General features: G+C 59.6%; 23 protein-coding genes. 3 read left to right on the top strand and 20 right to left on the bottom strand.

The genetic code is table 11. The annotated features are described in order from the left end of the window. Positions 1–96: 96 nt before the first annotated feature. The 13 genes from BM352_RS18610 to choX all read right to left on the bottom strand — a co-directional run bounded on the left by BM352_RS18610 (position 97) and on the right by choX (position 15,061). Positions 97–2,160 carry a type VI secretion system Vgr family protein gene (locus BM352_RS18610; protein ID WP_090220718.1) on the bottom strand — a complete coding sequence of 688 codons (2,064 nt, stop codon included), beginning with the start codon at positions 2,158–2,160 and terminating at the stop codon, positions 97–99. Positions 2,161–2,251: 91 nt separating this feature from the next. Continuing rightward, positions 2,252–3,295, bottom strand: coding sequence for a formylglycine-generating enzyme family protein (locus BM352_RS18605; protein WP_090220715.1), 1,044 nt, complete (start codon positions 3,293–3,295; stop codon positions 2,252–2,254). Then, a complete protein-coding gene (locus tag BM352_RS18600; protein WP_090220713.1) occupies positions 3,288–5,141 on the bottom strand; it encodes a hypothetical protein in 1,854 nt (617 codons plus the stop codon). Before BM352_RS18600 ends, BM352_RS18605 begins: the two co-directional genes overlap by 8 nt. Beyond that, positions 5,138–6,085, bottom strand: a complete 948-nt coding sequence (locus tag BM352_RS18595) for a DUF4123 domain-containing protein (RefSeq protein ID WP_090220711.1) — start codon at positions 6,083–6,085, stop codon at positions 5,138–5,140. Before BM352_RS18595 ends, BM352_RS18600 begins: the two co-directional genes overlap by 4 nt. 144 nt (positions 6,086–6,229) lie before the next feature. Next, positions 6,230–6,946, bottom strand: coding sequence for a hypothetical protein (locus tag BM352_RS18590; protein ID WP_090220708.1), 717 nt, complete (start codon positions 6,944–6,946; stop codon positions 6,230–6,232). Between the two features lie 4 nt (positions 6,947–6,950). Beyond that, on the bottom strand, positions 6,951–8,195 hold the full coding sequence (locus tag BM352_RS18585; RefSeq protein ID WP_175500742.1) for a zinc-dependent metalloprotease family protein: 1,245 nt from the start codon (positions 8,193–8,195) through the stop codon (positions 6,951–6,953). A gap of 57 nt (positions 8,196–8,252) precedes the next feature. After that, positions 8,253–9,857 (bottom strand): DUF4123 domain-containing protein, encoded by a 1,605-nt coding sequence (locus BM352_RS18575; RefSeq protein ID WP_090220700.1) that lies wholly within the window; start codon positions 9,855–9,857, stop codon positions 8,253–8,255. A gap of 2 nt (positions 9,858–9,859) precedes the next feature. Then, complete coding sequence (choV, locus tag BM352_RS18570) at positions 9,860–10,882, bottom strand: choline ABC transporter ATP-binding protein (protein WP_090220697.1); 1,023 nt, start codon at positions 10,880–10,882, stop codon at positions 9,860–9,862. After that, the gene (locus BM352_RS18565) at positions 10,879–11,304 is read right to left on the bottom strand and encodes a GFA family protein (RefSeq protein ID WP_090220694.1); all 426 of its coding nucleotides are present in this window, start codon (positions 11,302–11,304) and stop codon (positions 10,879–10,881) included. The genes choV and BM352_RS18565 overlap by 4 nt, the downstream gene beginning before the upstream one ends. Then, the gene (choW, locus tag BM352_RS18560; protein ID WP_090220733.1) at positions 11,301–12,134 is read right to left on the bottom strand and encodes a choline ABC transporter permease subunit; all 834 of its coding nucleotides are present in this window, start codon (positions 12,132–12,134) and stop codon (positions 11,301–11,303) included. Before choW ends, BM352_RS18565 begins: the two co-directional genes overlap by 4 nt. A gap of 60 nt (positions 12,135–12,194) precedes the next feature. Then, complete coding sequence (locus BM352_RS18555; protein WP_090220692.1) at positions 12,195–13,385, bottom strand: MFS transporter; 1,191 nt, start codon at positions 13,383–13,385, stop codon at positions 12,195–12,197. A 43-nt stretch (positions 13,386–13,428) separates the two neighbouring features. Further along, a complete protein-coding gene (gene tmpT, locus BM352_RS18550; RefSeq protein WP_090220690.1) occupies positions 13,429–14,061 on the bottom strand; it encodes a thiopurine S-methyltransferase in 633 nt (210 codons plus the stop codon). A 73-nt stretch (positions 14,062–14,134) separates the two neighbouring features. After that, positions 14,135–15,061, bottom strand: a complete 927-nt coding sequence (choX, locus tag BM352_RS18545) for a choline ABC transporter substrate-binding protein (protein WP_090220688.1) — start codon at positions 15,059–15,061, stop codon at positions 14,135–14,137. A gap of 87 nt (positions 15,062–15,148) precedes the next feature. Between choX and BM352_RS18540 the strand changes: the two genes are divergently transcribed. Next, positions 15,149–16,051, top strand: a complete 903-nt coding sequence (locus BM352_RS18540) for a ribokinase (RefSeq protein WP_090220686.1) — start codon at positions 15,149–15,151, stop codon at positions 16,049–16,051. Here BM352_RS18540 and BM352_RS18535 read toward each other — a convergent pair. The 6 genes from BM352_RS18535 to BM352_RS18510 all read right to left on the bottom strand — a co-directional run bounded on the left by BM352_RS18535 (position 16,048) and on the right by BM352_RS18510 (position 18,959). Continuing rightward, positions 16,048–16,395 carry a hypothetical protein gene (locus tag BM352_RS18535; RefSeq protein WP_090220684.1) on the bottom strand — a complete coding sequence of 116 codons (348 nt, stop codon included), beginning with the start codon at positions 16,393–16,395 and terminating at the stop codon, positions 16,048–16,050. The genes BM352_RS18540 and BM352_RS18535 overlap by 4 nt on opposite strands. Beyond that, on the bottom strand, positions 16,392–16,790 hold the full coding sequence (locus BM352_RS18530; protein WP_139229877.1) for a hypothetical protein: 399 nt from the start codon (positions 16,788–16,790) through the stop codon (positions 16,392–16,394). Before BM352_RS18530 ends, BM352_RS18535 begins: the two co-directional genes overlap by 4 nt. A 52-nt stretch (positions 16,791–16,842) precedes the next feature. Then, complete coding sequence (locus BM352_RS18525) at positions 16,843–17,238, bottom strand: acyl-CoA thioesterase (protein WP_090220680.1); 396 nt, start codon at positions 17,236–17,238, stop codon at positions 16,843–16,845. Positions 17,239–17,278: 40 nt separating this feature from the next. Further along, positions 17,279–17,503, bottom strand: coding sequence for a hypothetical protein (locus BM352_RS18520; RefSeq protein ID WP_090220678.1), 225 nt, complete (start codon positions 17,501–17,503; stop codon positions 17,279–17,281). A 132-nt stretch (positions 17,504–17,635) separates the two neighbouring features. Then, positions 17,636–18,262 carry a 3-oxoacid CoA-transferase subunit B gene (locus BM352_RS18515; RefSeq protein ID WP_090220676.1) on the bottom strand — a complete coding sequence of 209 codons (627 nt, stop codon included), beginning with the start codon at positions 18,260–18,262 and terminating at the stop codon, positions 17,636–17,638. A 1-nt stretch (position 18,263) separates the two neighbouring features. Next, on the bottom strand, positions 18,264–18,959 hold the full coding sequence (locus BM352_RS18510) for a CoA transferase subunit A (RefSeq protein ID WP_090220674.1): 696 nt from the start codon (positions 18,957–18,959) through the stop codon (positions 18,264–18,266). A gap of 210 nt (positions 18,960–19,169) precedes the next feature. Between BM352_RS18510 and BM352_RS18505 the strand changes: the two genes are divergently transcribed. Beyond that, positions 19,170–20,330, top strand: coding sequence for an acetate/propionate family kinase (locus BM352_RS18505; RefSeq protein WP_090220672.1), 1,161 nt, complete (start codon positions 19,170–19,172; stop codon positions 20,328–20,330). Positions 20,331–20,363: 33 nt separating this feature from the next. Here BM352_RS18505 and BM352_RS18500 read toward each other — a convergent pair whose 3' ends face one another. Then, positions 20,364–20,852 (bottom strand): GFA family protein, encoded by a 489-nt coding sequence (locus BM352_RS18500; RefSeq protein ID WP_090220669.1) that lies wholly within the window; start codon positions 20,850–20,852, stop codon positions 20,364–20,366. Positions 20,853–21,084: 232 nt separating this feature from the next. Here BM352_RS18500 and BM352_RS18495 point away from each other — a divergent pair, with 232 nt between their 5' ends. Further along, entirely contained in the window at positions 21,085–21,684 is a 600-nt protein-coding gene (locus BM352_RS18495) for a DUF6931 family protein (protein ID WP_090220666.1), read from the top strand. Positions 21,685–21,712 lie beyond the last annotated feature (28 nt).

Raw genomic sequence — 21,712 nt, 5'->3', positions numbered from 1 at the left:
AGGGGCGTTGATGGCCGAAGCGGGCCACCCACCCTAAAAAGCAAAAGGGCCCGCCTGAGCGAGCCCTTGAGCGATTGTGAGAGCCGCGTGACAGCGTCAGCTATCTTCTTTTGGGCATTCTTCGACCAGTGGGAGCGCCTTGTTGGCCGCACCAGACAATGTCGGAACCTGCGCAGACCCCGCGCCGCCCATGGAGACGTTGCCCTTCAGGTTGATCTTCGCGGCTTTCAGCTCGATCGTGCCACCGCCAAGGGTGATGGAGCAGCCTGGACCTTTGATGGTGAACTTGTCATAGGCCATCAGGGTGTGCTTGCCGGTGTTGGTGGTGATGCTTTCAACCACGTTCACCGTCATTTTGCCGGAGACTTCCTGCTCCACATTGCGGCCCACAGAGATCAGGTGATCGGCATAAATCGCCTGTTTGTGGATGTTGCCGACATTGTGGACATGGTCCTTGCCGTAGTTTTCGATCTGGTCTCGACCCACGGTGTAATTCACGTCCTGACCCACGGTGTGGCGGGCGTCACGGCCCACCGATTCAGTGTGGTCCTGGCCGACAGAGATCGATTTGTCACGGCCTACGGTCTCGAACTGGTCATTATCGACCCGCTTCTCGCGGTTGTTCTCGATATGGATCTCCTGATCCTTCTGCCCGTGCATGTAAATCTTTTCTTCTTCCTTCTGGTCTTCGAAGGTCAGTTCGTTGAAGCCGCCGCCTTTGTGGGTGTCGGTTTTGAACACGGACTTGGTCTTATTGGCAGGCAGCGCATAGGGGACGCCGTTCTTGCCGTTGTAGACGCAGCCAGTGACCAGCGGTTGGTCCGGATCGCCTTCAAGGAATTCGACAACAACTTCCATGCCGATGCGCGGGATAATCATCCCGCCCCAGCCTTTGCCGGCCCAGTTCTGGCTGACACGGCACCACATGGAGTGGGCCGCGTCGCGGTCCCAGTGGAATTTGACTTTGATGCGGCCATATTCGTCGCAGTGAATCTCTTCGCCTTCGGGGCCGACGACCACGGCTGTTTGCGGGCCGTGCACAATAGGGCGGGGGGTGACACGTTCTGGCTCGAATGGCTCGGTCACAGGGGTCATGATATAGCTTGCGGTGTAGGCAAAGCCGTCATCGCCGTTGCTGCCGGACCCGTAGGATTGGGAGCGGAAACTGTAGTCCACGCGGGCGCACAGGAATTCCTCGTCCAGAATGCCGGGCACTTGCTGGCCACCGACAGTCACACGACAGCCGGCGTTCAGCGATACCACGTCGCCGACGACCGAATGGAAGTGGTCGTTGGAGCGTTCTTGCAACGTCCGCAGCTTGGCGACGCCGTCCCCGCGTTGCTTGTCGAGATAGTCGCCGGGATAGTCGAAGCTTTCGATCTTGCCGTTCTCGTATTGCGCGTCTCCGACCTGCTCGGTCAGCATCTGCGACACGGGCGTTTTGAAGTTGTAATCGGTCAGCGTAATAGCGCCGGTGGTCAGCAGGCGGCGCGGCTGCCAGTGCCAGAAATGCTCTTCCGGCGGGCGGTGCTGGCCGAGGATCGGGTAGAAGGGAACGACGCCCTGCTCAATCTCGGGGAAGTTGTCCATATCGTCATTCAGGACCAGCTTGTGAGAGCCTTCCTCGTGAACGAAGAAATAGTGGATGCCGAAGCGTTCCAACTGGCGTGTGACGAAGGTGAAGTCGCTTTCGCGGTACTGGACCGTGTATTCCAGTTCGGGGTAGCTGCGGACCAGATTGACCTCGAAGGCGGTGTCGCCATGACCTGAATATTCGCCCAGCACTTCCGAGACGATGTCGACCACGGTCATATTGTGGAAAATCCGCTGGTTGCGGCGGCGCGAGGCCAGCCAGAACCAAGGGCGCAGCACCAGATTGTAGGTGTTGCCGTTCTCTTGCACTCCGGTCCACTCGGCCTCGGTGACAACCCCGTCAAAGAAGGACTTGTCGCCGGTCATGGAGTCCAGCTCAACCGTGGCATGGGTGCCGATCAGGTCGTTGAAATCGATATTCGGTTCATGGGACAGCGCCTCGACGTTGAACTCGAACAGATCGTCGATGCTGCTATGTCCATCGAATCGCAGGAGAACTAAATGGTCCTTGCCCAGCGTGGTGTGAAGTTTGCCGACCTTGTTGTCTTGGGAAAATGGTTTGTTCATGAAAAAAGAACCCGGTCAAAATGTGAAATAACTGGCATGATGCTACTCCTGTCGTGGCGTTTTGCCAAGAAATGATGCTGTGAGCCCTGCATCAGCGGCGTTCGAGCGGTGCGAAGGGTTTTGGAAAGTCGTCCGGAACAGGACCGGCGTTGCGCCCAAAGCCAGAGTCTGCAGGCGCCGAGGCCACGTTGACCACGCAACGCGCGCCGATTTCCCGTCCCCAATAGATGATCGGGTGATCCGGCTCGAAATAGGGGGCCATGTCCTCGTTGATCTCCAGCGTTTTTGACCGCGTGGATGGCCCCGCTGCACCGAACATGAAAATCGAATTCAGCGACGCCTGCGAGGTGTAGGCCGCGCCGCGCCAGACGCGGCGGTCACGGGATTCAGGGTCGCCAGTAGCGCCGTCCTTCAAAGGGAAGCCATCGGTGTCGAGCCATTCGTCCGCCACCCATTCCGCCAAATTGGAGCTCATCGCATAAAGCCCGTAGGGGTTCGGCGGATAGGCGTCGGGCAGATGCGGGGTATTGGGCTGATCGTCCAGGGTCTGGCGGTAAAGCTGCTCCAGATAATCGTAAGTGCCATCCTGCGTTGCGTAAGCCACGGCTTGCCCGCCGGATCGCGCCGCGAATTCCCATTGCTCCGAGGTTGGCAGCGCAAAGGGCTGGCCAGTCAGTTCCGCCAGCCAAGCACAGTAACTTTCGGCCTGGTGATGGGCCAGAACGGCGGGGTAGGGGCCTTGGCGGCCGTGATGAATTGGGTTGTCGGGGCGCAGGGGCAGATCGTTGGCCGCGGCATAGAGGTCAAAGTCGTGATTGGTGATCTCGAACCGCGCGGCGTAGTAGCCGTCCAGTGTGATCGGGGCGCGATCAGGGTCAACAGCCGGGCCGTAAATCAGCTCTTCGCGGATCTCGCCGTCCACCTCGACCGGAACCGGCACATTGCCGAACAAAAAGCTGCCGCCGGGGATAAACACCATGTCTGCCAGCACCCGCTCCACCAGCGCTGAGATATTCGCGTCACTGGCTTTGGGAGGGGTGTAGTCTTTGAAATCACTACCAAAAATTGATCCCATGGCGAAGGCTCCGGTGCTAATGGCGGTGCAGGCCGCGGCGATACAGGTCAGGTTACGCATAGTATCGCGTCGGCGTGTCGGGGGCGATTTCACGTTGGCTTTCGATCTCAAGCACCTTCTGGTTGAACTTGGTTTGTGACCCCCAGTCTAGCACACCGTTCATCCGTGCCATACCTTGGGCTTTGCTGGATCTGGCGCCGTTGATGGTGACGCGCTCGATCACCTGTTCCCATTCGCGACGGGATTGGATGGTGTCCATGACGACCAGAATGGCCCCTTCCTGATATTCCTCGCGGGAGAAGGTGAAGGTCTCGCCCAAACGATACAGGATCATGCCTTTGGTTTCCGGCGGCGCGAACGTCAACATATCGGGGCGGGCTTGGATACGGCGGGCGAAATCTTCCGCCTCTTGCGCGCCCGTGAACATCCGGCTGACCGAAGTGATTGCGGCCTGAACCAGATCGCCGAGTTCTCCGATCACATATTGCGCGGGTTTGACGATCAGATAGTAGGCCAGCGCCTTGATTGCCTCAAACGCAGAGCGAGAGATGAAGCTGAGCAGCGAGAAGTCATTGGCGACGAGCTGGTGGTAAACATAGACCACGAAGTCGAAGGCGGTGTTCAATCCCACCGCAGCGGTGACCCCGCCTTTGGCCCCGACGCCAATCACCAATTGCGCACCGCAGCGCGCGTAGAGCTTGCCGGTGGAACTGTCTAATTCAATCTTGAAATGCGCTTCGGCCCCGATCCCCGCGTTCGCAGCGATCTGCACTCCGACCTCGAATACGGTGGCCCAGCCGTGTTGCCCGCCATTGCTGGCGCGCTTTTCAGGGTTGTCCCATTCCAATCCGCCTTTGACCTCGGCGCTGGCTTCGGCCCCTGCGAAGGCACCGGCGGCGATCTCGCCCTTGCCACCTGCAGACGAGCCCTTGCCGCTGACTTTGCCATCGGTTTTGGGGACGTATTCCACGCCGACAGTGCCCATGATCGACGCGCCCACCATGGCGTCTACCCCGATCTGGGCGCGGAAACGGAAGTAGCCGAAATCAAGCTGCTGGGCGGAGCCTGCTTGCGACGGGTTGCCTTCCGCCCATTCGATCAGCGCGTGCCAACCGTCACGGTCCGGCAGGTAGCCGGTCAGGTCCGCCTTGGCCTCGGCGAGCACTGCGCGCGCGTTGCCGGAGGCCGACAGACCATAGGTGCCGGTGTTGGGGTTGTATCCGAGAACGACGTCGAAGCCCGCATAGCCGCGGAACACCTGCGCCGCGGCGCTAAGATCGTAATTCGCCCCGGCCTTCGAATAAAGCAGGCTGTCATTGACCGCGTCGACCCAAGAGGTCCAGTTGTTCTTCCACAGATCGGTGATCGAGCCGGAGACGCTGCCCTTCAGTAATTCACCCTTGCCGTCGGGGCCGCGAAAACCCTGTCGCAGATCATCGGTCAGCTTCTGTGACACCTCATCCCAAGCCGAGGCAAGCCGCCCGCGTTCCAGCTGCTTGGGGTCATTGGCAGCCCCAACGGTGCGGGCTTCAAGCAGCGACTTGTCGACATCATAGCTGCGCCAGTGATTGCGCATTTTGTCGGAGCGGATGTAGGTCCATTTCTTGCCGATAATATCGAAGGCTTGCACAAGATGCTGCGACGGACGCGCGTCTGAGGTTTGCGGTATATGCTCCTTCAGCAACGTGGCCAGCGCATCCTGTGCGGCAGCGATACTGTCGGGGTCTTCGGTGCGGCGGGCATCTTCGACCGCCTTGAAGTGGTCGGCGATCAGCGCTTCTTCCGCGTTGATATCGACGGCGTCGGGCCAACCCCAGACCAGAACCTTGCTGTCCCCTACGCCTGAATCGCTGCATGAGCTGACATAGAGGATTTTGGTCGTGCCGCAATCGATACAGATGGTCATGCCGGAATTCCTTCTAGGCCGAAATGCTGCCGCACCTTGTAGAGGATGAAGCCCAACGACAGCTCCCCGCTGGCGATTGTTTTCCAGATCGAGGGGTGGTGCGCGTGGTCGACTTTTTGGAGCACCTTGAAGGCGTCAACGAGGTTGGTGTCGTGGTCAAAGCCATAGGTCTGGAGCCGCACGGCTGTGTCGACAAAGGCCTGATGCTCGGCCTTGGGGATGCTGTGGGCCACGCAGATTTTGCGGGCGTGGCGGTTGTATTCGACCAGTTGCATCGCCCGCCATTTGCGCCGTGTCAGCGTCATCCGGGTGGGGGCCGCGTCAAGCTCGGGGTTGGCGGACATCACGCTGGCGGCCCAAACCTCCGGGCGGGGCTGCTCGATGGCGATGACCGACTTGAGGGGCGCAAAGAAGCCCGCGATCTCACCGGGTGTGGCCTGCCCCAGCAGGGCGGCAAGGAAGTCCGGTTCGAAGAAGCGCAGGAAGAACGTGTCGCCTTCTTCATCAGGCAGCTTGGTGTATTTCCGAAAATGGAGCCGAAGCTCTTCCAGTGGCAAATCGGAGCGCAAGAATATCCCGATCTGGCGCCGCCAGAAATGCCAAGGACCGTCTTCGTCCGCTGTGTCGGCGGCGGTCATCAAATCGCGTAGCATTCGATCATCGGGGCGCAGTTCGATCAGCCAGGGCGACAGATCACCCATATTGGCCATCGCGTCACCGGAGTAGAGGCATGTATGCGGCAGCTCTTGTGTCTCGAACATATCGACAAGGCCGGTCGCCTGCGCCGCATCGAGGATGGCATACAAGCGCGCTTGTCCCGACTCCGCGCCGTAATCGCCTAGCAAAGCCGGCTGCAACTGGGCCGGAACAGTGTCGGTTGGATCCAACTCGGGCGCGAGCGGGGATATATCGACGATTGTGTCAATCAGTAAAGGTCGGGACATGTATGTGTTTCGACAGAACTTCTAATAAATGAATGGCTTAGATGTTGGCGGAAAAAGCGCCTCAAGAAAAGTCAAAATAGTGCCACGCCGCAATTTCCGGGGCAAACCATCCCCGCAATCAGCAATAATGTTGCCGCCTTGGGGCTATTGTTGACCGAACACCTTGAACACAGGGCGCACGAGGTCGCCGACCGCCGGACCGGAGCCCGGACCGTTCACACCCGTTGCGCGGCGATTGTCCTCGCGCAGGGGGGACAGGACCTTCAACAAATCCGTGGCATCACGCCCTTCGCGTTTCAACGTGACGGCGAGGCTGGAGAGGGCCGAGGCAAGGTTCGCAGTGGCCTCCACATCGGGCTGAACCCTTGCGAGGGCAAGGCGGAACCCTTCGGGGCCAAGCGGCTGTTCCATCAAGGTCAGATAGACGTGATAGGAAAAGCCGAGATCGGTGTGATTGGAGAACCCCATGAGCGCGAATTTTTCATGGGCCGAGGCACCAAGCCGGATGCGGTAAAGACCCGCGGTTTTAAAATAGACCCCGTGCTGCGGGGTGAGCTCCTCGATCCGGCTGAAGGCATAGGCGACGGCTTCTTGCAGTTCTGGCCGCTGCTCTGCGGGCACGCCCATTGCTGCCCCCATATAGCTTTGCAGAACTTGTGGGGGTGTGCGGGGGGTCACGGAGTAGGATAGAAACCCGACATAGGCTTCCAGACAGCGCGTGGCGTCGGCGGTGGACAGAGTCTGGTAGATGTTGTGCACCTGCTGACCCGTCTCGAGTTGCGACATGTCGAGCATGCGCATTTCTGCTGCGATATTGGCCGCGCATAGTTGCTCAACCATCTCGATATAGTGCTCTAGCATCGGTTCAGCTCCTGTTACATTTCTTCCACTGGCGATAGCGCAGCGGCTTGCGGTTGGCTCCACGAGATGACACCGGACCTTGATACCCCATCAGGTTCCAATTGTCGTCGGCGAGGATGTTGTTGGCCTGATTTGACGCCTGCCATGGCGGGTACTCATCGCCGTCGAAGTCATGCGCGGGATGCGACAGGTTCAGCAAATGGCCAAACTCGTGAGCCATGGTGTTGTAAGATCCGGGCAGGTCGGAATCGAAGAACGAGAACCCGGGCCCCGAGCTTCCAAGCCCGCCAGACACAACCCCCAATGCGCCGGAATGACCCGCGGTGTTGACGTAGTAGTACAGCCGGTAATTGTTTGTGAGCTTGGCGCTTGCGGCTTGGGCCAGTGTGTCCATTTCGTTGAGGTGGGCAAGGCCCGCAGCGGTTGCGGTATTGAGATAGGTCGTCAAGGTTGGCGCGACAGTCACCGCGCCTGCATCGTTCAACTGGACCGTAATGCAGACCTGTCGATACACCTCGTTGATGTAGGATTGCAGGTCGGCCACGACGTAGCTGGCCGCCGCTGAATGGGGCGTCACGAGGCTGGCGACATCGACGTTGATCGTCGCGGGCTGGATGCACCAGATGTGAAAATAGCCGCGCAATTTGCCGTCACACATGACCTTGAGGCTGCCTTCGCCTGCGGTTTTGCCTTTGATCTTGAACGCCATCCCAGAGGCTGTGATGGCGGGGCTTGTGACGTCGGCAATGCCTGCAGGGGCAAATTCATAGGTGCAATTGAGCAGGCACGCGTTTTGAAACGCGCCATCGAACTTGATCTCGAGCTGGGTTTCTAGGCCGACGCCGACCGATACCCACCGCGCGCCGTCGCGGGTTTCTTTGTCTGACGGCAAGGTTTTGGTCTTGGTCGGAGGTATCCAATATTCGTCCGTCCCCGGAGTGGCCGCGAGGGTGGTTTTGTCGTCATAGGCAAAATAGCTCGTGCGCCCGCCAGAGGACTTTTCGAAGAAGGCCACATCGGGACAACAGGGCACTGTCGCACCCGTGCTGCCGGATGGCGCACCTACGGCCGGCGTGGCAGCAGGCGGGCTGACGGGGGCCAGCTTTTGCGGGGCGACTGGTGTCGCAGGAGCAGGGGCAATCGGTGCGATCGGTTGCGGCGCAACGGGCGTAACAGGTGCCGTGGGTGCCACCGGGGCCAAAGGTTGTGGCGCAACCGGCTTTACAGTCGGGATTGGAGGCTTCGTCATAATCACTCTCTTAAAAACTGCCTAGAGACTGCCCGAATAGGACGCAGTTGAGAAGGCCTATTCGAGAGTGGCCTGCCAAACAGTATCAATCGTTTGCGCTGTAGGCTGCCCCGCCCACCCGCGTAACGGGTCGACGTAGAAGCGGTGGCCATAGATCAAAGTCAGCAACAACAGGCGCCCTTGGGCGGGTAGGGGCAGATCAAGCCCAGCCAGGTCTTGTTTGGTCGCCGCCAACGCCGCGTTGACTGAATTTGCATGGGGTTGCAGGAAGCGGGCGGTGACAGCGCCGAACTCTTGCGGCGTCACCTGAGCCTCGACGGGTAGGGCTGAAAGATGCGCGCGGAGTTCCTGCCATACGGCCATCACAGCGGCTTGCGGGCTTGCCTGCCAAGCAGGCAGGAAGGCACGCGACAGGCGCGAGTGCAGATCCCCCGTCTGGTCATGCAGAATTTCGACAAGGGTCGTGGGGTAGCCCGTGATATGAAACCAGCCGCCCAGTGTGATCATCATGTGGGCGAGATAGGCAAAATCATCTTTGGAGACGCAGCCGACACGCCTGCCTTCGGCCATGATATGGGCGACCGCCCCGTCCATCTGAGCCGCATCAAACGCCGCAAAGCGGTCGGGGTAGCCGGTGCGCAGCCAATCGGCAGTTTCGGCGCGGAACGTGGTGTCGGCGACGCTTTGCATCAACGCATGATCTTGCGCGTCGAACACGATGGGTTTGGCTTCCGCTGCGGGGCCAGTTGGATCGCGTGGAACCAAGCGGAGCGCCTGCGCGCCTTCACCCGTGACCATCTCCAACGGCACATCCGCCGCGACGCGGAAGATGCGATCAACCCGCTCGGGGCGGGAGGCGATGCCCGGGAAATAGACCCGTGCGACGGCCGGATCCCAGAAGCGGAAAACGGTCCAATGCTCTGCGTCGTCGGAGGACCTGATCCGCAGGAAACGGCGCAGATGTTTGTGCAAAGTTTCGAAGTCAGCCTCAGTGCGCAAATACAGGGTTGAGCCGCCGTTCCATTGCGTTGTGAACAGGTCGCGCAACGGGGCGGGAATGCGTGCGTCGGGGGCAGCGAACGGTGTCAGGTCGAGCAGATAGGGCGCGACCTCGCGCAGCTCAAATGCAGCCGCACCACTATAGAGGCAGGCGGTATCGCAGGTCATTTCCAGCGCGTCGATGTCGAAGCCTTTTCGCAGTTCGCCGCGTTTGGCGGCATCGACAATCATGAAAGTGTTGGGTGTTCCCTCGAACAGCAGCTTTGCCAGTTCGGGCGGGCACCAGGGTCTGTCCCAGAAGGGGCGGGTGTCGGCGACCTCCAAAGGCGTGATTGCGTACGTTTCGACCAGCAGCACGGGGTCCGATTTGTGAGCGGCAGCGGCGGTATTGGTCGGGTAGAAGCCCGACACCTGAACAGGTGCCGCGTCGCTGACGGCAGCCAGAAGTGCCGCGACCAGCTCGGTTTCGCCATGGCGACGCAGATGATCTTGGGCGGGGGTTACGTTTTCAAGGGAGACCAGCCTGTGGCCAGTGATGGCGAGCGTTTCGCGGGCACGAGATGTCAAAGCATCGCTATCAATTGCCCTGCCAGCCAGAGTGGCGGCGTGGGGCGCGTCACTGCCAACGGGAAGGACGATGCACTGGGCGATGAAGGTTTCCATCCCTAGCCGCGCGGGTTGACCAGCTTGGCGAGCACCGTGTCACGGGTGACTTGGCCGATCAGCTTCCCATCGCGGGTGACGCCAAGGACGGGCGTGTCGGCCATCTGGTCCATGATTGCGGTCACGTCTGTATCGGCGTCGATGGTGGCCTTCGGGGTGCCTTCGACAGGCTCCACCATGTCGCGGGCGCACAGCACCCCAAGCGGGTTCATATGCGCCACGAACTCCGCCACATAACCGGTTGCGGGGTTGGTGAAGATGTCTTGCGGGGTGCCACATTGCACAATGCGGCCGCCTTCCATAATGGCGATGCGGTTGCCGATTTTGAACGCCTCGTCGAGGTCGTGGGACACGAAGATGATGGTGCGTTTGAGCTTTTGTTGCAGCTCTAGCAGCTCGTCCTGAAGGCGGGTGCGGATGAGCGGGTCGAGGGCGGAGAACGGCTCGTCCATCAGCAGGATCGGGGCGTCGGTGACGAAGGCGCGGGCGAGGCCCACACGCTGCTGCATCCCACCGGACAGGTCACCCACCTTGCGGTCAGCCTGACCGTCGAGGCCGACAAGGGCGAGTTGTTCTTCGACCTTTGCATTGCGTTCTGACAGTGGCATACCGCCAAGCTCCAACCCCAGCCCGACATTCTCGCGCACAGAGCGCCAAGGCAGCAGGCCAAATTGCTGGAACACCATAGCGATAGTGCCCAGCCGCATCCGGCGCAGCGTCTTGGGGTCGGCGTTGGTGATGTCGATCATGCTTCCGTGTTCGTTGACCTCTACATGGCCACGCACCACGGGGTTCAGCCCGTTTACTGCGCGCAACAGGGTCGATTTGCCGGAGCCGGACAGACCCATGAGAACGAGTATTTCGCCCTCTGCCACAGTGAGGGAGCAATCATGCACGCCCAGCACCTGATGGGTCTCCTCCTGCACCTCGGCGCGGCTTTTGCCTTCGTCCATAAGGGGTAGGGCGGTTTGAGGTTTGTCCCCAAAAACGATGGATACGTTCTTGAACTCGACAGCTGCGGTCATGGGGCGTCCTTGGATTTGGTGTAGCGCAAAATTCCGGCGATCCCGTTCGCGTCACCGCCGTCAGACGGGTGCATCTGCCCGTCATTCACGATGACTTCGGCCAGATCGAAGGGGGAATGGCCTTTGAGGCAGGCCAGATTGACACCAAGCTCGTTCGGGTTAGAGCGGCGCTGATGGTGGGTGTAAATGCCACAGGTGGAACAAAACCAGTGTTTGGCCACGCCCGTGTTGAATTGATACAGGGTTAGTTGATCTTCGCCAGAGGCGAATGTGATCCCGTCCAAGGGCGCAGTCACTGCAACCGCCCCGCGCATGGTGCAAAAGGAACAATCGCAGCGACGCGCGGTGGATAACCCGTCGCTGAGCGCCACGCGAAATTGCACCGCACCGCAATGGCAGGCCGCATCATGGCTCTGGCTCATTTGCCGTCCACCCGCAGGATTCGGTCGAGCATGATAGCCACGACAACGATGACAAAACCGGCCTCAAACCCGAGCGCGGGGTTCACCTGGTTGAGCGCGCGCACCACTGGCACGCCAAGGCCGTCTGCCCCCACGAGGGCCGCGATCACGACCATCGACAGCGACAGCATAATGGTCTGGTTCAGGCCCGCCATGATCTGGGGCAGGGCATAGGGCAATTCCACCTTCCACAGGGTCTGGGTTGGGGTTGCGCCGAAGGCTTGAGCGGCTTCCAGCAATGGTTTCGGGGTGGAGGACACACCCAGATGGGTGAGCCGGATGGGGGCGGGGAGGACAAAGATCACCGTGGCGATCAGGCCCGGCACCATGCCTATGCCGAAGAACACGATCGCGGGGATCAGGTAGACGAATGTTGGTAGCGTTTGCATGAGGTCCAACACGGGGCGCATGGCGGCAAACAGGCGCGGCCGATGCGCGGCGGCGATGCCGATGGGGACACCAATGGCCATGCAGACAACGCAGGCCGACAGGACAAGCGTCAGGCTTTCTGTGGTTTCTTCCCAATAGTCCTGATTGAGGATGAACAAGAACCCGAGGGCGACGAAAACACAGGTTTTCCACGACCGTTGCAGCAGCCATGTCAGCAGCACGAAGGCGGCGATGGTGACCAGCGGATGCGGTGTTTGAAGCACCCAGAGGATGGCGTCGATCAGCGTCTCCATGACAACGGATAGACCGTCAAAAAACGGTTCGCCCACGTCTTTCAACCATTCGAAAACGGCTTTGGCGGTTTTGCCGACGGGAATTTTCGTGTCTGTGAGCCAGTCCATAAGGTCTTTCCGGTTTGTTGCGGCGATCATGGCGTCAATTGGCGATAACCGAAAGCCAGTTTATTCCAGTTTTGCGCCTTTGGCGGTCAGAGCAAGGGCAACCACCGCGATGACGCCCGCCAATGCATACCAACCTGCGATAGTGTGGATCTGCCCAAAGGACAAATTGGCGTTGGTGCTGGCAGACCCCGAGGCCAGCAGCAGCGTTGCAGCGAAGACCAACCGCCCGGTCAGGCTTTTCAGAGAAAGATAGGTGGCGCGGGTGCCGTCATCGAGCAAGGGCTGGACGCGCGCCTGGATGAACGGCTGCGACAGCGAATTGGGGACCATGCGAAAGAACAATAGCGCGATCACAAGGGCACTGCCTGATAGCGCCAGCGCGCTGACCAACACGATCTGCATGGAAAATGCCACGAGCAGGATTGCAGCCAGCCCGATGCGTTTGCGGATGCGTAGCGCGATCAGCGAGACCAGAACAGACACCACCATCATCGTGGCCGACACCATGCCAGAGACGAGCGGGGCTTCGGACCGCAAGCCCGAGTTTGACATCGCCTCCGCAATGAAGGGCTGACCAAAGACGAAGGGGATGTGGCTGAACACATACATCAGCAGGCTAAGGGCAAAAATCCAAAGGAGCGTCGGGTGAGTGAAGTTGCCGCGCAGCGCTCGCAAATCGTCAAGCCGGTCGGCGGAGAGGCCTTTGTGTGGCGGTTCTTTCATTTGCAGCGTGACGAAAAGCAGGACCAACGCTGCCAAGGCACCCGCGGCGAAGGGCAGGGCGCCTGAATACAACGCCATCGCGCCGCCTGTGACGGCTGACAAGGCAAGTGCGGTGAAGCCAAACCGCCACGCGCGCAATTCGTGCGTTTCGACCTCATCGGCGCGGCCTTCGGCGCTCAGGCTTTCATAGAGCAAGGAGGTGTCGGTGCCGGAGGCAAATGCGGACGCGGTGCCGAGCAGAATTTGCCCACCCGCGAAGATTGCGAAACTGCTACCCGTGGTTAGCAACAATGCCCCGCCCAGTGATGCGATCGCGGCGCAGATCAGCGTCAGGCGGCGGCCCAAGCGGTCGGACATGTAGCCCGACGGCACCTCCATCACAGTGGTTGCGACGTCGTAGACGACATAGAGCAGGATCGCTTGCGCGGCGGAAAGCTCTTGCTGGAAATAGAGAAACCACGTGGCCTGCCAGAACGCGAGGTTCTGGCACAGCTTCAACCAAGGGTAGAGGGCAAGGTTCTGGATCATCCAACCACCTTAGACGGTTCCATCGCGGCGGGAAGACATTTGCTTAGGCGGTGAGATGCCAGATTGCTTCGGTCGCGGGGTGGCCTTTCATGCCGCCGCTGACCTCGCCCCTCGCGAGGCACTCTAGAGCGAAATGCGCATCATAGAGGCGGCGGAGCTCATCTTCCCAGATCGCGAAAGGCGGGCCGCTAATGAAGGATTGGTCATACTCAAAGGTCACCAGCAACTGCGTCGCGGCGTTTGTGATCGCCGCCAAATGGTTGGCGTATCCGATGCGCATGTCGGCAGGCAGGGCCACGAGGGCGGCGCGATCATAGATGGCATCGACGGGGCCAAGCGTGCTTTGGTCCAGCTCGAATATGTCGCCTACGAAAATATCAATGCTGTCGGCGCTTTGGCGAGTGAGCGGGCCAAGTTTGGTCGTATCAGGAGTCACGCCCAGTGCGTCGAACAACTGGTCAATGGCGATGGCGCTGAGTTCCGCGCCGACGACTTGATAGCCTTCGGCTAGCAGCCACGCGATGTCATGGGTCTTGCCGCATAATGGAAGGAAAATGCGCGCGCCTTTGGGCAGATTCAGGGTCTGGATATGATCCACAAGAAACGCGTTCGGCTTGGATTGGTGGAACCCGATCTGTCCGGACTCCCATCGCTTGTGCCAGAAATCCGGTTCCATTCTTGTGCGCCTGTCTTTGATAAAAAAGGCCCGAACGCCAAGCGCCGGGCCTAAATATGTCGTCTAGCAGGGCTTAGAGACCCAGTGCTGCCTTGGCCGCAGCGGCAGCGTCGCCACCGTCTTTGGTGGTCACGCCGTCGAGCCAGCCCATGACGGTGTCTGGGTTCGCCTTCATCCACGCGGTTGCGGCATCGTCCGGGTCGGTGCCGTCATTCAGGATTGCGCCCATGATTTCGTTTTCCATGGCCAGCGTGAATTTCAGATTGCCGAGCAGAGCGCCGACATTCGGGCATTCTTCGGCCAGACCCTTACGAGTATTCGTGTAGACTGTCGCGCCGCCCAGATCGGGGCCGAAAAAGTCGTCACCACCTGTTAGGTAGCCCATGTCGAAATTGGCGTTCATCGGATGGGGTTCCCAGCCGAGGAAGATCACAGGCTCGCCCTTTTTGGTGGCGCGTTCGACTTGGGCCAGCATGCCTTGTTCGGAGGATTCAACGACCTCGAACTCTTTGAGACCGAATGCATCGGCGTCGATCATCGACTGGATCAGGCGGTTGCCGTCATTGCCGGGCTCGATGCCGTAGATTTTGCCTTCCAGCGCTTCGGCCTTGCCTGCGATGTCTGCGAAACTGGCAATGCCCATTTCCTTTGCGACGGAGTTCACCGCGAGGGTGTACTTTGCGCCTTCGAGGTTTTCGCGCAGGGTCTCAACGGTGCCTGCCTCGCGATAAGGTGCGATGTCGCCTTCCATTGTGGGCATCCAGTTGCCCAAAAACACATCGATGTCGCCTTCTGCCATGGAGGTGTAGGTCACTGGAACGGACAGCAGTTTGATGTCGGTGTCATAGCCAAGCGCGCCCATCAGCACGGTCGTGGCGGCGGTTGTGGCGGTGATGTCGGTCCAGCCTACGTCGGAGAAGACGATCTCGTCACAATTGGCAAAGGCGGGTCCGGCAATGGCGGCGATGGCCAGTGCGGAGAGGGTGGTTTTGATGGACATTTGGCAGTCTCCCGGTTCATGTTTTGCTTTGCGCGCAAGGTATACCCCCTGCCGCAAGTGTAAAGCCGGAACTGGCGGGAGGTCGACATGGGCAAGGTAGCCGTCTTGGGAATTTTCGTAGCAGATGCGGCGTTTCGGGCCGATCGGATGCCCGTGATGGGCGAGACTATTTTGGGCAATTCCTTCGCGCTTGGTCCGGGTGGGAAAGGCTCTAATCAGGCGGTGGCGGCTGCAAAAATGGGGGCGGAGGTCGCATTTATCTCGGCGCTTGGCGCGGATGCGTTCGCGCAGATGGCGCGGGACATGTGGACCAAGGCCGGTGTCACGCCAGTGATCCGCGAAATTGCTGACAGCTATACGGGTGCGGCGTTTATCTATGTGGATGAGGCTTCGGGCGACAATGCAATCATTGTCTCGCCCGGCGCGGCAGGATTGGTTGGGCCCCAAGATATCGAGCGCGCGCGCGCCGACATTGAAAGCGCTGCGGTCTTCATGACCCAGCTTGAACAACCGATGGACGCCGCGATGGAAGGCCTGCGCGTCGCCCGGGCCGCGGGCGTCACGACTTTGCTCAACCCTGCGCCCGCGGCGGAGCTGTCGCGCGAGATGTTGGCCCTTTGTGACTACATCACCCCGAACGAAACGGAGACCGAAGCGATCGCAGGCGTGGCGGTAACTGATGCCGAAAGCGCAAAGACCGCCTGTGCCGCACTGAAGGACATGGGTGTTGGCGTTCCGATCATCACCATGGGGGCGCAAGGGGTCTATCTGGACGGGCACGGCATGATCCCTGCAATCAATGCAGGCAAGGTCGTGGAAACCACGGGGGCAGGGGACGCGTTCAATGGCGGCTTCGCAGCGGCATTGGCTGAGGGAAAATCTGCGCGAGAGGCCGCACAGTTCGGATGTGTGGTAGCGGGCATTTCCGTGACGCGCCCCGGTGCGGCGTCATCGATGCCGACACGAGCCGAGGTGGGCGCGCTGCTTTAGAAGTTCAGTGCCGGCCTGCCGCTTAGCGTCGGATCCGTTGCCCGAAATCGCGTGCGGTTTTTCAAGGCGTCCAGACTGTTCGAATTGTAGTCCTTTTGGGAATAGTCCGCGGGCGCAAGACCCGGCAGCATCAATGACGCGACTTCCATCCACATCTCACCCATTTCGGTGAACGTAGCCTGCATGAAGCTTTCCTCAACCCGGCTTTCCCCGATGCGGGTGGGCAGAGACGGCTTGCCAGCGTCCTCCGACCGTTCGGCCTGCACCCGCAAGGCGGCACTGGCGAACATGGCGCAGAAAAACGCTAACGGGATGATGCGCAGGATACGTGCGAGGCGTTTCACGGGCCGGAGAACCCAAGTTTCGACGTGAAGTCCATCCAGAATGACATCTCGCGCATGGAGCGCTCGTCATAGGAAATTTGAGACAGACGGGTGCGGGTGTGCAGCGCGGACAGATCTGATTTTGGCTCTTCCTCTTTGCCCAGCATCCCGTTGATCATGATCTTGGCGCTTTCGATGAAAGTCGGCGCGCCTTGAGCCGGATTGCGCACCTTTCCGTCAACGGATACGAAGCGCGCGGTTTGGCCCTGCGGGGCGGTCATGTGGGAGTAGTACTGATGCCCCAGAACGAACATTGGAACGAGACACAGAATTAGCCCCGTGATCTGAATAAGACGCAAAATTTTCATCGGGCACACCCGTAACTCGTGATCAATACCCGCATTCTGATCGGGCATTGTGGTGAAATCAGGGACGATCCTTGGCTATTTTCAGAAACAGCCGAAGAGATCAGAGGGGCGGCAGGGGGCGTTTGACGCCGGAATCCTGAATGGCGACGAAGGTGAAATCGCCTTCTGTGACCATCAACAGCTCCGATGTGCGCTGGCGGCGCACCCATGTTTCGACATGCATGGTCAGTGAGGTGCGGCCGGTTTTGACAATCTTGGTATAGACTGACACCAAATCCCCCACATAAATCGGGGCGTGGAATCGCATCGCCTCGATCGCAACGGTCGCGACGCGGCCCTTGGCGCGTTGCTGCGCCGTCGTGCCCGCCGCGATGTCCATCTGAGAGATGACCCAGCCGCCGAAAATATCGCCGCCTGAATTGGTGTCCTTGGGAAAGGCCACGGTTTGCAGGGTCAGGTCGCCTTCGGGCATAGCTTGGGGGGTGAGATCGGTCATAGGCGCAGCGTTTCACAGCTGTGTTGCGTTGCCAAGGCGGTTAGTTCGCGAAGCGGTTGCGTTGGTCGAGCCGCTGGAGGCTGGAGCGTGGCGCTGGCTCCGTGGCGGGACCGAGCAGGTCGCGCGCGGCCTGCAACGCCAGTTCGAACAGGTTGAGGTCGTCAGGCGCCTTTTGTCCCGGCTTTTCGCCAGGGGTGACAAATTTTGGACCTTGGGATGTAGCGGGGGCCTCGTAAACCAGCTGCTGGCTGATGAGACCAATCATAACCAAGGCTACGAAAATCCTGAGACCAATTGAAAAAACACGCCACATTCGCAAAAAATACTTCGGTTGCCCTGCGTTCTAAAATCTTACCTACAGATTTTGGCAATTATTTGGAACGCAGGGCAGAGTTTTCTATGAGACGATTGTTGCTTCTGTTGCTGCGCGCAATTCGTCCTCGGTCACGCCGTCGGCGCATTCGACGATTTTCAGCCCGCCCTCGACCACATCCAGCACACCTAGGTTGGTGATGATGCGATCCACGACCTTCTGACCGGTCAGCGGCAGCGTGCATTCCTTCAGCAGCTTGCTGTCGCCGTGCTTGGAGGTGTGATCCATGACCACCACCACACGGCCCACGCCAGCGACCAGATCCATCGCGCCGCCCATGCCTTTGACCAGCTTGCCGGGGATCATCCAGTTTGCAAGGTCACCGTTTTCGGCCACTTCCATGGCCCCAAGAATGGCCATAGCGATTTTGCCGCCGCGGATCATACCGAAGCTTTGAGAGCTGTCGAAATACGCGGTTTGGGGCAGTTCGGTGATGGTCTGCTTGCCTGCGTTGATCAGGTCGGCGTCTTCTTCACCGTCGATCGGGAAGGGGCCCATCCCAAGCATGCCGTTTTCCGACTGCAAGGTGACCTCGATGCCGTCGGGAATGTAGTTGGACACCAACGTCGGGATGCCGATGCCGAGGTTGACATACCAGCCGTCTTGCAGCTCTTGCGCGGCCCGTGCCGCCATTTGATTGCGATCCCACATGTTATGCGCTCCTCACAGTACGTTGCTCAATTCGCTTCTCGTGGTCGCCTTGGATGATGCGATGCACGTAGATGCCGGGCAGGTGGATGCTGTCGGGGTCGAGCGAGCCTGTCGGCACGATCTCTTCGACCTCGACGACGCAGGTTTTGCCGCACATGGCAGCAGGCGGGTTGAAGTTGCGGGCGGTCTTGCGGAACACGAGGTTGCCCGTGGCGTCTGCTTTCCACGCCTTCACGATCGCAAGATCAGCGACGATACCGCGCTCCATGATGTAGGTTTCGCCGTCGAAATCTTTGTGCTCTTTGCCGTCGGCGATCACGGTGCCGACGCCGGTTTTGGTGTAGAAGCCGGGGATGCCGCAGCCACCGGCGCGCATACGCTCGGCCAAGGTGCCTTGGGGATTAAATTCCAGCTCCAGTTCACCCGACAGATACTGGCGCATGAACTCGGCATTTTCGCCCACATAGGAGGAGATCATTTTCTTGACCTGACGGGTCTGCAGCAGGATGCCGATGCCGAAATCATCCACGCCCGCGTTGTTGGAGGCGAAGGTCAGATCTTTGGTGCCGGCCTCTTTGATTGCTTGCAGCAGCAGCTCCGGGATGCCGCACAGGCCGAAGCCGCCAGCGGCAATGAACATGCCGTCATGCAAAAGGCCGTCAAGCGCCTCTGCCGCGGTGGGGTAAATCTTTTTCATCGAAGGATCCTTTGAAACGCGCCGCCGGAACGGCTGTTGGTGCCATTTGTTGCGTGGTTTTGCTGCAGTTGCAACACGGTTCGGATGACCCTGCGACAAGAGCGCCTTGTAATTAGGATTATGTTAATAATTGCGGCGGTTGCTGCTTTCAAACTGTCCGGTTACCCCTTGGGCAAACGCTGAAATGCGCAACGCAAGGAAACTTCGACAATGACCGATGTCCAACTGGTAATGAACGCGGGGTCTTCGAGCCTGAAATTCGCAGCCTACACGGCAAAAGGCGACAAACCGGTTCTGAAAGGCAAAGTTGCAGGCATCGGTCGGGCGCCAGAATTCAGCGCGACCGGAGCGCAACCTGATGCGCTTGGCGAACTGACGCCGGACACCCCGCATGACGAGGTGGTGCAGCGTGTGTTGGGCTGGCTGACGGCGCATCCTGAATTCGGCGACATCAAAGCGGTCGGACACCGTGTTGTGCATGGCGGACGCGATTTCTCCAAGCCTGTGCTGGTCACGGATGACATTCTGGATCAACTGACAGTACTGGAACCGCTGGCCCCGTCGCACCAACCCCACAACCTTGCCGCGATCCGCGCGGTGCGGGGCTGGAAGGCGGAGCTGCCGCAAGTCGCCTGCTTTGACACGGGCTTTCACGCGAGCCAGCCCAAGCTTAACAGCATGTTTGGTCTCCCCCGCAGCCTGACGGATCAGGGCGTGATCCGTTACGGCTTCCACGGATTGTCCTACGAATATATCGCCCGCATCCTGCCACGCCATTTGGGCCAAGCTGCGGACGGGCGTGTTGTTGTGGCCCATTTGGGCAACGGGGCCAGCATGTGTGCGATGGAAGGGCGGCGTAGTGTGGCCACGACCATGGGGTTCTCGGCCCTAGACGGGTTGGTTATGGGGCGGCGCTGCGGCAGCCTTGATCCGGGTGTGCTGTTGTATTTGCAGCAGGGCTTGGGAATGACGATCGGGCAGATCGAGACCTTACTGTATAAAGAGTCGGGTCTTCTGGGCGTTTCCGGCGTGTCCAATGCGATGCAAGTGCTTCAGGACAGCACTGCGCCGGAAGCAGCGGAAGCAATCGAGCTGTTCTGTTTGCGCGCCGCGCAGGAGCTGGCGCGAATGTTGCCCTGCATTGGCGGGCTGGACGCGTTGGTATTCACCGCAGGGATTGGCGAAAACTCTGACCGGGTCCGCGCAGGGATTTGTGCTCATCTTGAGTGGCTGGGGCTGGCGCTATCCTTTGACGCCAATGCCGCGAGCGACACGATCATCCACGCCGCCGACAGCAAGGTGCAAGTCTGGGTGCTGCCCACAGACGAAGAGGCTGTCATCGTCGGGCATATGCATGATCTTGTGGCCTGACGCGGTCCGCTTGTGGCCGCGACGAGACCTTCGCTAGCGCTTGTCGATAACCTGAGGCGTTTCGAAAACCGTTGGCTCGACCGGTGTGCCGTCTGTAAGGGTCGCGTGCTCGACGAAGGTATTTACTCCTGCAGGAATGACGGACCCCCTTTGGGCGACCCCAAGGAAAATGTGCTTGGAGTTTTCAGGCGTCAGGTCAAACCAGTTGGGATCGTCGAAAGTCCCTGCATACACGCCGACAGCACCCGCAAAGCGCTCAAACGATAAGTACAGCGTGGTTCCGCAGGCGTCGCAAAAATGGACATGAACCGATTTTCCGCTTCCTTCGGAGATGTGGGTATACGTTTTCGGCGTACCTTTCAGCATTGAGAACTCATCGCCACTGAAGACCGGTTCCACCAGATACGCGCTGCCAGTGGCGCGTTGGCAGAACTTGCAGTGGCAGATGGTTACCCTGCTGGGGGCCGCTGTCACACCGTATCTAAGTGCCCCGCAGAGGCATCCACCTTCGGCTTTCGTCATGACTGTGATCCTCTCCGAATTCGCAGTATTGCGGATCAGAGTCCGCGCCGCCCTGATTAGGATAGTCAAAGCGGCTCGAATTTCCTAAGGAAAGCTGACCTTTGGCCACGCGGTGATTGACGGGCTAGGGCTTTATCGCTTTGAATGGGCATACCGCCTGATTTAATTTCATTTTGAAGCGACGTCGAATGCATTATTTGAGTTACCCAGTCTACCCGTTCGCGAGGCGGGCATGATCACCGACACCCCTCACGAAGCGAATGGCAACGGCCTACTGGACGGGGACCGGACTGTTCCGCCATCGTCCAACTTGCGCACGGTGCTTGCGGCTGACCTGTATGCGATGGTGCCGGAACTCAAAGAAGATATTCAGCTTCAACCTCGCGCGGGGGAGACCGTGTCGTTCTTGTTGGCGCGGCTGCGGTCCTCCACCACGCCGGAGGAAGCTGTGACGATGGCGGCTTATGCGTTTCAGCCACGGATTTCGGTCTGGTGGGCCCATGAATGCATCGCCACGATGCGCGAACATCTGACCCCGATTGACCATCAACTGTTGGAATTGATCAGCGCTTGGGCACACGATCCGTCCGATGCGAACCGCCGCGACATATACGATATCGCATTGCAGGCGCCGTCCAAAACGCCAGGCGTTTGGTTGGGATTGGCAACTGGTGCATCTGGCGGTGGACGTCGGGACGAGCCGATCAACCTGAGCACCCCGCGCGCGGTCAATGCCGGCGTATTGTCCTGTCTGGCGCGCGGCGGCCTTCAACAACGCTCGATCAACCTTGCGCGGTTCATTACCCTTGCGCAAACACTGGTCGGAGACTGAAAACTGCCCTATCTATTTGGTGTTGCCC

Origin of the sequence: Litoreibacter janthinus (assembly GCF_900111945.1) — a bacterium.
In the GTDB taxonomy this organism is placed as follows: domain Bacteria; phylum Pseudomonadota; class Alphaproteobacteria; order Rhodobacterales; family Rhodobacteraceae; genus Litoreibacter; species Litoreibacter janthinus.
Note: the sequence above shows the minus strand (reverse complement) of the source record. Positions and strands in the feature narration are given on the sequence as shown.

Excerpts from the sequence above, each read along its gene's own strand:
- choW (WP_090220733.1), bottom strand. The coding sequence starts at position 12,134 with ATGGACTGGCTCACAGACACGAAAATTCCCGTCGGCAAAACCGCCAAA.
- BM352_RS18505 (WP_090220672.1), top strand. The coding sequence starts at position 19,170 with ATGACCGATGTCCAACTGGTAATGAACGCGGGGTCTTCGAGCCTGAAA.
- BM352_RS18590 (WP_090220708.1), bottom strand. The coding sequence starts at position 6,946 with ATGCTAGAGCACTATATCGAGATGGTTGAGCAACTATGCGCGGCCAAT.
- BM352_RS18555 (WP_090220692.1), bottom strand. The coding sequence starts at position 13,385 with ATGATCCAGAACCTTGCCCTCTACCCTTGGTTGAAGCTGTGCCAGAAC.
- BM352_RS18520 (WP_090220678.1), bottom strand. The coding sequence starts at position 17,503 with ATGATTGGTCTCATCAGCCAGCAGCTGGTTTACGAGGCCCCCGCTACA.
- BM352_RS18610 (WP_090220718.1), bottom strand. The coding sequence starts at position 2,160 with ATGAACAAACCATTTTCCCAAGACAACAAGGTCGGCAAACTTCACACC.
- BM352_RS18600 (WP_090220713.1), bottom strand. The coding sequence starts at position 5,141 with ATGACCATCTGTATCGATTGCGGCACGACCAAAATCCTCTATGTCAGC.
- BM352_RS18605 (WP_090220715.1), bottom strand. The coding sequence starts at position 3,295 with ATGCGTAACCTGACCTGTATCGCCGCGGCCTGCACCGCCATTAGCACC.
- BM352_RS18540 (WP_090220686.1), top strand. The coding sequence starts at position 15,149 with ATGGGCAAGGTAGCCGTCTTGGGAATTTTCGTAGCAGATGCGGCGTTT.
- BM352_RS18525 (WP_090220680.1), bottom strand. The coding sequence starts at position 17,238 with ATGACCGATCTCACCCCCCAAGCTATGCCCGAAGGCGACCTGACCCTG.
- tmpT (WP_090220690.1), bottom strand. The coding sequence starts at position 14,061 with ATGGAACCGGATTTCTGGCACAAGCGATGGGAGTCCGGACAGATCGGG.
- BM352_RS18515 (WP_090220676.1), bottom strand. The coding sequence starts at position 18,262 with ATGTGGGATCGCAATCAAATGGCGGCACGGGCCGCGCAAGAGCTGCAA.
- BM352_RS18500 (WP_090220669.1), bottom strand. The coding sequence starts at position 20,852 with ATGACGAAAGCCGAAGGTGGATGCCTCTGCGGGGCACTTAGATACGGT.
- BM352_RS18510 (WP_090220674.1), bottom strand. The coding sequence starts at position 18,959 with ATGAAAAAGATTTACCCCACCGCGGCAGAGGCGCTTGACGGCCTTTTG.
- BM352_RS18565 (WP_090220694.1), bottom strand. The coding sequence starts at position 11,304 with ATGAGCCAGAGCCATGATGCGGCCTGCCATTGCGGTGCGGTGCAATTT.
- BM352_RS18595 (WP_090220711.1), bottom strand. The coding sequence starts at position 6,085 with ATGTCCCGACCTTTACTGATTGACACAATCGTCGATATATCCCCGCTC.
- BM352_RS18585 (WP_175500742.1), bottom strand. The coding sequence starts at position 8,195 with ATGACGAAGCCTCCAATCCCGACTGTAAAGCCGGTTGCGCCACAACCT.
- BM352_RS18575 (WP_090220700.1), bottom strand. The coding sequence starts at position 9,857 with ATGGAAACCTTCATCGCCCAGTGCATCGTCCTTCCCGTTGGCAGTGAC.
- choX (WP_090220688.1), bottom strand. The coding sequence starts at position 15,061 with ATGTCCATCAAAACCACCCTCTCCGCACTGGCCATCGCCGCCATTGCC.
- BM352_RS18495 (WP_090220666.1), top strand. The coding sequence starts at position 21,085 with ATGATCACCGACACCCCTCACGAAGCGAATGGCAACGGCCTACTGGAC.
- BM352_RS18530 (WP_139229877.1), bottom strand. The coding sequence starts at position 16,790 with ATGCCCGATCAGAATGCGGGTATTGATCACGAGTTACGGGTGTGCCCG.
- choV (WP_090220697.1), bottom strand. The coding sequence starts at position 10,882 with ATGACCGCAGCTGTCGAGTTCAAGAACGTATCCATCGTTTTTGGGGAC.